The organism is Verrucomicrobiia bacterium (assembly GCA_035946615.1).
Lineage (GTDB): Bacteria > Verrucomicrobiota > Verrucomicrobiia > Limisphaerales > UBA8199 > DASYZB01.
In genome coordinates, this window is sequence record DASYZB010000057.1 from 1 (window position 1) to 8159 (window position 8159).

The 8159-nt window shown below is 58.3% G+C and carries 7 protein-coding genes and 1 tRNA gene; 5 read left to right on the plus strand and 3 right to left on the minus strand.

All coding sequences use genetic code 11. The features are described 5' to 3' along the window. Positions 1-743 precede the first annotated feature (743 nt). Positions 744-1862, plus strand: coding sequence for a tRNA-dihydrouridine synthase family protein (locus VG146_09350; protein HEV2392555.1), 1119 nt, complete (start codon positions 744-746; stop codon positions 1860-1862). Between the two features lie 601 nt (positions 1863-2463). Here VG146_09350 and VG146_09355 read toward each other — a convergent pair. Further along, complete coding sequence (locus tag VG146_09355) at positions 2464-2841, minus strand: YraN family protein (protein HEV2392556.1); 378 nt, start codon at positions 2839-2841, stop codon at positions 2464-2466. A 316-nt stretch (positions 2842-3157) separates the two neighbouring features. On the opposite strand from VG146_09355, the gene VG146_09360 reads away from it, so the two are divergent. Then, positions 3158-4138, plus strand: coding sequence for a class I SAM-dependent methyltransferase (locus VG146_09360; GenBank protein ID HEV2392557.1), 981 nt, complete (start codon positions 3158-3160; stop codon positions 4136-4138). On the opposite strand, the gene VG146_09365 is transcribed toward VG146_09360, so the two are convergent. Next, positions 4050-4712, minus strand: coding sequence for a ribonuclease HII (locus VG146_09365; protein HEV2392558.1), 663 nt, complete (start codon positions 4710-4712; stop codon positions 4050-4052). The two genes, VG146_09360 and VG146_09365, sit on opposite strands and share 89 nt — an antisense overlap. A 221-nt stretch (positions 4713-4933) precedes the next feature. On the opposite strand from VG146_09365, the gene VG146_09370 reads away from it, so the two are divergent. Next, entirely contained in the window at positions 4934-5929 is a 996-nt protein-coding gene (locus VG146_09370) for a tetratricopeptide repeat protein (GenBank protein HEV2392559.1), read from the plus strand. 54 nt (positions 5930-5983) lie between these two features. Here VG146_09370 and VG146_09375 read toward each other — a convergent pair whose 3' ends face one another. Then, positions 5984-6451 (minus strand): hypothetical protein, encoded by a 468-nt coding sequence (locus VG146_09375; protein ID HEV2392560.1) that lies wholly within the window; start codon positions 6449-6451, stop codon positions 5984-5986. A 92-nt stretch (positions 6452-6543) separates the two neighbouring features. Between VG146_09375 and VG146_09380 the strand changes: the two genes are divergently transcribed. Then, entirely contained in the window at positions 6544-7761 is a 1218-nt protein-coding gene (locus VG146_09380; protein ID HEV2392561.1) for a hypothetical protein, read from the plus strand. 303 nt (positions 7762-8064) lie between these two features. Beyond that, a tRNA-Leu gene (locus VG146_09385) sits at positions 8065-8149 on the plus strand. Positions 8150-8159 lie beyond the last annotated feature (10 nt).

An 8159-nucleotide genomic window follows, 5' to 3' on the forward strand; every position in this document is an offset into this window, starting at 1 on the left:
TGGGCGGAAAAACAATTTTCTTGGGTTCGATTGGGTTCGGATGGGTTCGGACCCCGCTGGTTTGAACCACGGATTACATGGAGTTCACGGATGGGAGAGAGGGACGATGGGGAGGGTTGTGTTTTCATAGGTTTTCGGAGCCTTTGGATGATTGGCTTAAGTGTCGGAAATGGGTTACGGGTGAAAGTTTGGTGCATAAGTGTTTAAGGCGTATTGTTTTATTGAGTGTATGAGGCAGGCGACCGGCTCTGGGAGCGATCACAGCCTCTATTATATAACCTCATCGAGATCGCATTTCGGCTCAAGAAAAATGAAAAAAGTTTCCCGCTTGGCGGCGAAATAATGTGGAAAAAAGTTTGGGTGTTATGAGGATTTGGGCATGAGATAAGCGTTGCGGGGAGCGAAGTCGTGGAGCGTAGAGCGTGGAGCGTGCGGAGCGGGGCAGGCGGGGACGAGGGTGCGGGAGAGCAGGCACGGGAGCGGGTGAGTGGTTTGGAGGGTTTTCATGGAGTTCATAGTTTTCAATAGTTCTCTTCACTTTGTATAGGGCCACAAAACCCGTTACAGTGGAAACGATCGGCGGATGACCTGGCGAAAGGGGGGCGTTTTGTCCCTCGTGGGCTGATCTTTGGGATAAGGAGGCGGCCAAAACCGCAGATGAGGCGGAGGGACGCAGATGGGGATGTTTGTGCTTTCGAGCGAAACCATACCGATGGTATTCTGCGCAGGCATGCTACGGAGTGATGAATCCACAAGAGGCCATTGAAGAACGGATTGCCGGCCCTGCCCTGGCAGGTGGCCCGGGCGCCGCGGCCAAAGCGCCTGCCGAGCTTGAGAGGATGCTCCAAGGGACGCCCCCCATCCTGACACTTGCGCCCATGCAGGACGTGACCGATTTGGCCTTTTGGAGGCTGCTGGCGGGCTATGGCGGGGCGGACGTCTATTTCACGGAATATTTTCGCGTGCATCCGACCTCGAATCTCGATCGGCACATTCTCCAGTCGATTGTTCAAAATCCCACGGGCAGACCGGTCATCGCCCAAATGATCGGCAACGACATCCCCGCGTTGGTCCGGACCGCCCGTGAACTGCAGCAATACCCGATTGCGGCCGTTGACCTGAACCTGGGCTGCCCCGCGCCTGTGGTTTACAGGAAATGCGCCGGAGGCGGCCTGTTGCGTGAGCCCGGGAAGGTCGATGCCATTTTAGGAGCGCTTCGGGAAGCGGTGCATATCAAGTTCAGCGTCAAAACGCGGCTTGGTTTTGACACTCCCGAGGTTTTCTCTGAGTTGCTGCCGATTTTTGCCAGGCATTCGCTGGACCTGCTCACGGTCCATGGCCGCACGGTCAAAGAGATGTATCGCAGCGCGGTCCATTACGAGTACATAGCAGAAGCTGTGGCCGCGCTCGGGTGTCCGGTATTGGCCAACGGCAACGTCTATTCAGCAACCAAGGCCGGGGAGGTCCTCAAATCGACCGGCGCGCGCGGGCTGATGATCGGGCGCGGGGCGATTCGCAATCCGTGGTTGTTCCAGCAAATCAGGCAAGCACAGCGCGGCCAGCCGCTCTTTATTCCCACCGGCTATGACGCGCTGAATTATGTGCGCGCACTCTACGCTGCGGCTTGTCTTGCGGACATGCCCGAGATGGCCCAGGTGCAACGCATGAAGAAATACATGAATTACTTTGGGATTGGGGTCGAACCCACCGGCCAATTCCTGCATCGAATCCGCCGAGCAACCGCCCGCAGCGAATTTTTCGATATTTGCGAGCAGTTCCTCGCCCACGATCGGCATATGCCGCTGGAGCCCTTCCGGCTCGATTTGCACCAGGCCGATTTGCTTGCAGGAGAGCACTGTTAATAAAGTACAGGGAGGGACCTCGCTCCTATGAGCGCTAAGGCGGGCTGAGCTTTTTCCCGGCGCAGCGTTTGCGTTGAGAGGATTAGAAAGGGCGGGGGAGCTACCCTGGGAAAATTGTCGCGGAGCCGAGCCAACCTCGAAGAGGTTGCGCCCGTTCGATGCTTCCATTAATCACACGCGTACCGCTCGTCCCACTGCATGTCGTGCTTGCGAAGCAAAGGCCGAAGTTCATCCTGAAAGCTCGCGCAAGGAAGGTCGGCGTTCTTTGATTGAAAAAACAAATGGATGTAAACCGCAGAGAGTGATTGCGGCACAGGATTTAGTTGGATTCTAAGGGGGGCACAACTCCTTCGGAGTTGAGGCCGATGCGCTCAGATTACCCAGGGTAGATCGTTTCCTCGCAACCTTGGGCTGGAGGGCAAAATCCCTTTCGGGATTTTCGGCGACCGACGGCGCGCTCATCGGGTTTAAGTTAGCGCTTATGAGACCCCTCTCCCCCGGCCCTCTCCCCTTGGGAAGGGGAGAGGGAGAAGCATCGGCAGATCGAAGATGCAGTTCATTTGGGGACTCGTCGCCACGGCCCCATGCATAAGTTGCGCCTTTAGCCATACCTGTATGGCCGTTCCATCGGGAAGGTATTCGGCAAATGCCGCACGCAATGTACTTTGCCGGCATCCAGCAACACCTCGACAATATCGAACCGGACCTTCACTTGCGGATATCTCAGCAGCCGCAGGTAATCCAGGGCTGCTCGCGTCAAGCGCCGCCGCCGCTGCGCATCCACCGCCGCAGCAGGGCGCTCCCAGTCCTCTGAAGAGCGCGTCTTGACCTCGACGAATACGAGGCATTCCTTCTCCCGAAATACCAAATCAATCTCCCCTCGTTGCGAACGGAAATTGGCCGTCAGGAATTTCAGCCCATTCCGCCGCAGATACTTCCTGGCGGCCTGTTCCCCCAATTCCCCATAGCGCAAGTGCACAGGCCTCGGCCTTCGACTCCACCACCTCCGCATTTGCTCGACCCAATGCATTGTTCGCCCGGTTTGCTTTGATTGCCGCCCCCGCTCGTTTTATAAGTGGGCCATTGAGCAGAGAAATGTCAAGATGCAAGCCGCCGAGAGGCCTCTCCCCTCGGGGGTCGAAGCAACGAGCCGCCATTCCTGATGGCAGGAGACGACGTAAGGAGTCTCTGATCAGCAATTTCCAGGTGAATCAAAGGCGGCCGGCAGACAATCTTGATCAGAGACTCCTTACGTCGTCTCCTACAAAGATTCCGGGCAAGGATTTGCCTAACGTATGAAACCAGTCCTGCGTTGCTGTCCGGTATGCGGCCAAGGCGCTTACGAGCCCTCTCTGCAAAAGGGTCAACTCTCCCTGGTTCGTTGCCTCGAGTGTTCGATGGTTTATTGCAACCCGGTTTCGGGGCAATTCGCATCGGGAGAGTACTATGATCAGGCAGGCGCAGGTTATTACCTGACGCCCGCGAAGCTGGAGGGAGACTACTCGGAGGCGCGTTTCCGCCGCGAACTACGGCTGTTTCGGAAGCACTGCCACGGCGGCGCAATCCTGGATGTGGGCTGTTCCACGGGCGGGTTTCTCTACCAGCTCGGGCGGCGTTTTCCCGGCAGTTATGATGTGCTGGGGCTCGATGCCAGCGGCCCGGCGCTCGATTATGCCGCTTCCCGCGGTATCCCCGTGGCTCGGGGGCAGTTCCTGGAAGAGGATTTCGGGTCGAAACAATTCGACGCGGTAAGTTTCTGGGCTGTTCTCGAGCACCTGCTGGACCCGAAGGCATTTCTGGAAAAGGCCTGCGCGATTCTCAAACCAGGGGGCCTTTGTTTAGTCCTGGTGCCCAACATGGAATCACTCGCTGCGCGGATGCTGGGCGGCCATTACCGGTACATTTACCCGCAACATTTGAATTACTTTACAAGACCGACGTTGCGGAGATTGGCCGGGAGCCGGTTCGCGGTGATTGAACTGCGGACGACGCATTTCAACCCGATTATCCTTTGGCAGGATTGGCGCAGCGGAGGCCAGGAGGTCCAGGATAGCCAACGCGCCGCGCTGCTTCAGAGGACCACTGCCTATAAACAAAACCCGCTGCTCAAACCGGCCCATGCGCTCTATTGGCTGGCCGAACGCCTGTTGAGCGCGTTTGATTTGGCCGACAACCTGGTCTGCGTGCTCAGGAAAACAGGTCCAACTCGGTCTCCACAGGCCGAAAGGGAAAGAAACTCCGGCGATGGATTGGGCACGGGCCGCGCTGCTGGATAGCGGCGAGATGACCGGGAGTGGAATAACCTTTGTGCTGGGCGAAACCGTACCCTGGGAAGCGCTTTTCGAATTCTACCATCATCCGGTCGCGGGTGACCTTTGCCAGAACGCTGGCGGCAGCTATCGAGTAGCTGCGCGCATCGCCCTGGACCAAGGCGGTCTGGGGGTAAGGCAGCCACTTGATCCTGAGCCCGTCGATCAGGGCGTGTTGCGGACGAGGCTCGATCTGGTCCAGAGCCAGGTTCATCGCGCGCCAGGCTGCCTGCCGGATATTGATCCGGTCGATCATCTCGGCATCCACGCTGGCGATGGCGTAGCGAATCTCCGGCAGCGAACCAAGGATTGCGAAATACCTCTCGCGTTGTTCTTCAGTCAATTGCTTGGAATCGTTCAGGCCCCGCAGTTTGGAGCACAAGCCGGTTTGGAGCCAGGCCCGTGGAAACACAACGGCCGCCGCTACGACCGGCCCTGCCAGCGGGCCGCAGCCCGCCTCGTCCACGCCCGCAACCAGCGTGAGGCCCTGCTGCCATAGCGTTTGCTCGTGGGAAAGCCGCTTCCAAAACTTCGCGCTCATTGACTCCCGCTATCGAACCATTGACCCTTACCCTGCGGCAAGCCAACTTTTTTAGCAGGGATTGACATTTTAACACTAGAGGCTCAGTCTTGATTCAATCCGGCATGAGTATTTTGTGGTTGCGTTTGTCCGGGCTTTTTCGGCGTCTTGGCGCCAAGAGGATGACGTTCCCAGCCGGGCGACCGGAAGCCGTTGCAGATTTAGTTTTCACTTGAATGCGTATGAAAGCCTTAACCTTTAGCGTGGCTATCCTTTTCCTGGTATTGTCCTGCCGTTTGTGGGCGGTGGAAACCAATCCGGCGCCCGTGGCTGCCGCCAGTTCTGGGGATATGAATTCCCAGGAGACGCTGCGCGCCTATTTGCAATTGCAGGAACAACTGCACGCAACGCAACTGGCGGTCGAACAGAACCGCAAAGAGGCGCAGCAAGCAGCCATGGAAAACGCCGAGGCCCTGGCGATTCGCCTCCAAACAATCGAAAGCGCTCTGTCGTCCCAACGCGCGCGCGAACTCGAAGCGATGCAGAGTTCGAACCGAGTGATGCTGATTGTGGCCGGAAGCTTCGCGACGCTTGGGTTTATTGCAATGCTCCTGATGGCCTGGTTCCAATCCCGCACCGTGCAGGGGCTGGCCGAAATCTCCTCTTCAATGCCTGGCCTGCGGGCGCTGGGAGCGCCGCTGGCGCTGACTGCGCTCGGCCCCGGCGAACCCCGCCTGGTCGAACCGGGCGCGGCCGAGAAATCCAACCTGCGCCTGCTGGGGGCTCTTGAACAGCTCGAAAGGCGCATTCATGAGCTCGAGCACACCACGGCCACGCCGCTCAAGGCCGATGCGAACGGCAATGGGGACTCGGCTGGCAAACCAGAGATCCCCGTTGATCCGAATCTCACCCTAACCCAAGACCGCTCCGCCATGCTCCTGGGCAAAGGCCAGTCCATGCTCAATCTGGACAAGCCGGAAGCCGCTCTGGCCTGCTTTGATGAAGCGCTCACCCTGGAGCCTGATAATGCCGAAGCGCTCGTAAAAAAAGGAACAGCACTCGAACGGCTCCAAAAGCTCGATGAGGCGATTGCCTGTTATGACCGCGCCATTGCAGCCGATGCTTCCATGACCGTTGCCTATTTGCACAAGGGCGGCCTCTACAACCGCATGGAACGCTACAACGAAGCCCTGGCCTGCTATGAACGGGCCCTGCGCACCCAGGAAAAACAAGGGTGACCTCGGGCGCTCATCCGGCAGGCAAACCTCTTTCCCGATTGCGGCAGAACAATCTTACCAAAGGAACGACTTCTGTTCGCCCAGGAGTTTTCCCCCTTCCCATAAGGTGACTCGCCATGCGCTCACGCTGCCGAATTTCTTGTAAGGGTCGCCATCGAGGGTGATAGCAGTCCATTGCCCCAGCAAACCGCTGCGGGTCGGCACGGGCTTTTCCAGGGCAATCTGGCTGGCCAGGTTGCCTTGGGCTCCGCCGCGCATTTCGAGCCGGATTCTCAGCCGTTCCCAAATGGGCGCTTTGGTCCTCCATTGCACATAAAAGCGGATCCCGGAGACCAATGCCGGATGCTGCCGCAACATGGCCTGATAAGCATCCCGTTCGTAAAGGCTCGGATAAAGGGAAGTCTTGCCACCTTTATCGAGCAACTCGGGAAGCACCTTGAGCACCCGCCCGGTCCCCGCCGCAGCCGGCAAGGCCATGGCCAGCCAGAGCAGCGCCAGGATTCCGTTCCATCTCCATCGCATGGGAGACAGTTAAAGCCGGTCTGCAGCCAAACTCAACATATTCTCCATCAAACCGCTTGCCCGAGTGGTTCATTTCGGCTAGGAAATCCGCCGTGATGCACCTGTGCCGAAGGCATGTCCTGGGGGTCGGCTTGCTTTTTTTACTCCCTTTCATGGCCTGGGGCCAAATCGACCCGATTCGACGCGACCTGGTCCAGATCGGTTATAATGCGGCTTTCGAGGGGCATGCCCCGCTTTCGGCTTACGCTTTTTACTACCGGAACCAGCCGGATTTCATGCAGACCAATCTCACCTTGCGGCTGGCCGTTGCCCCCACCTACCTCGATTCGGAATTGGGCATCAGCCATGCCTTGGGCGAAAACACCGACATCGGCGTGGGGATAGCCGGCGGCGGTTTTGCGGACAGTTACAACGAGATTCGCCAGGGCAAATTCCTGCCTGAGGAATCCTTTGATGCCTACAGCGCCCAGGGCAGTTTGAGCATTTATCATCTGTTCAACCCGGGTCAATTGATCCCGCTCAACGGCGTCCTCAGGGGCATCGTCCATTACGACAGCTATGATACCGGCCCTGAAACGGACCCCAATTTCAAACTCCCGGCGGATATGGCCACCTTCAGCGTGCGCACCGGGGTGCGTTGGGGTGGGCGCGAGCCGACCTTGTACCCGGCTTTGGCCATGGAACTCTCCGCTTGGTATGAGGGCGATTTCCGTTCGCGCGCCGATACCTACGGCTACAATGACCGCAGCGTCAGCCCTCAGTCCCACTTGTTCTGGGGCGAGGCATATTTGGCCTACTCGATGACCAACCTGCACCAGAGGTTTTCGATTAATATCACCGCTGGCAGCAGTGTCGATGCCGACCGCTTCAGCGCTTACCGGCTGGGCGGTTTTCTGCCCTTAGTGGGCGAATTCCCGTTATCGTTGCCGGGTTATTATTACCAGGAGATCACAGCAAAGGAGTTCGCCTTGTTCGGAGGCAATTACATCTTCGCCCTTGATAAAGAGGAGCGCTGGAACCTCACTGTCACAGCAGCCACCGCCTTTGTGGATTATTTGCCCGGACTCGCTCAACCCGGAAGCTGGAACTCCGGCGTGGGGGGCGGTGTCTTTTACACCTCGCGGACGTGGCGCGTGATGCTCAGCTACGGGTATGGCATCGATGCCATTCGCTCCGGTGAGCGCGGGGCGCACAGTATCGGGTTCCTCGTTCAATTCGATCTCAGTCCGGCTAAAGAGGCCTATTTCAAGCCCGAACAGCCTGGCCATTGGCAAGGCCTGCAGCGCATCCTGGGCGTATTTGGGAGCTAAGTTTTGGCCGTGGCACGGGCGTCTCGCCCCGTGGGTACTCGGGCAAGATGCCCGAGCCACCGTCTGAGGCTCCGTCTCGCCAGGCTAGTGGACTACCGCAATCCGGCGCGCCCTCTTGTGCCAGTCTCCGCGAAGCGTCCTGGACTGTGCCAGTCCTCAGGCGCTTTTGGGCGTGCCCTCGCGCTAAACCACGACTCCCACGACTCACTGCCCCCGGCCGGCAAGCTTGACAACACCCCCCGCTTGCCTGAATCTGCCCGTGTGGGCTAACTCCCTGGGCCGTTAATTGAAATGGCTCCGATTGCGCATATGGTGGAATTGGCAGACACGCTACTTTGAGGTGGTAGTGGGGCAACCCGTGCAGGTTCAAGTCCTGCTATGCGCACCAACTAAAACAA

Bases quoted from the DNA above. Each gene is read 5' to 3' on its own strand.
- VG146_09350 (HEV2392555.1), top strand. From the start codon at position 744: ATGAATCCACAAGAGGCCATTGAAGAACGGATTGCCGGCCCTGCCCTG.
- VG146_09360 (HEV2392557.1), top strand. From the start codon at position 3,158: ATGAAACCAGTCCTGCGTTGCTGTCCGGTATGCGGCCAAGGCGCTTAC.
- VG146_09365 (HEV2392558.1), bottom strand. From the start codon at position 4,712: ATGAGCGCGAAGTTTTGGAAGCGGCTTTCCCACGAGCAAACGCTATGG.
- VG146_09370 (HEV2392559.1), top strand. From the start codon at position 4,934: ATGAAAGCCTTAACCTTTAGCGTGGCTATCCTTTTCCTGGTATTGTCC.
- VG146_09375 (HEV2392560.1), bottom strand. From the start codon at position 6,451: ATGCGATGGAGATGGAACGGAATCCTGGCGCTGCTCTGGCTGGCCATG.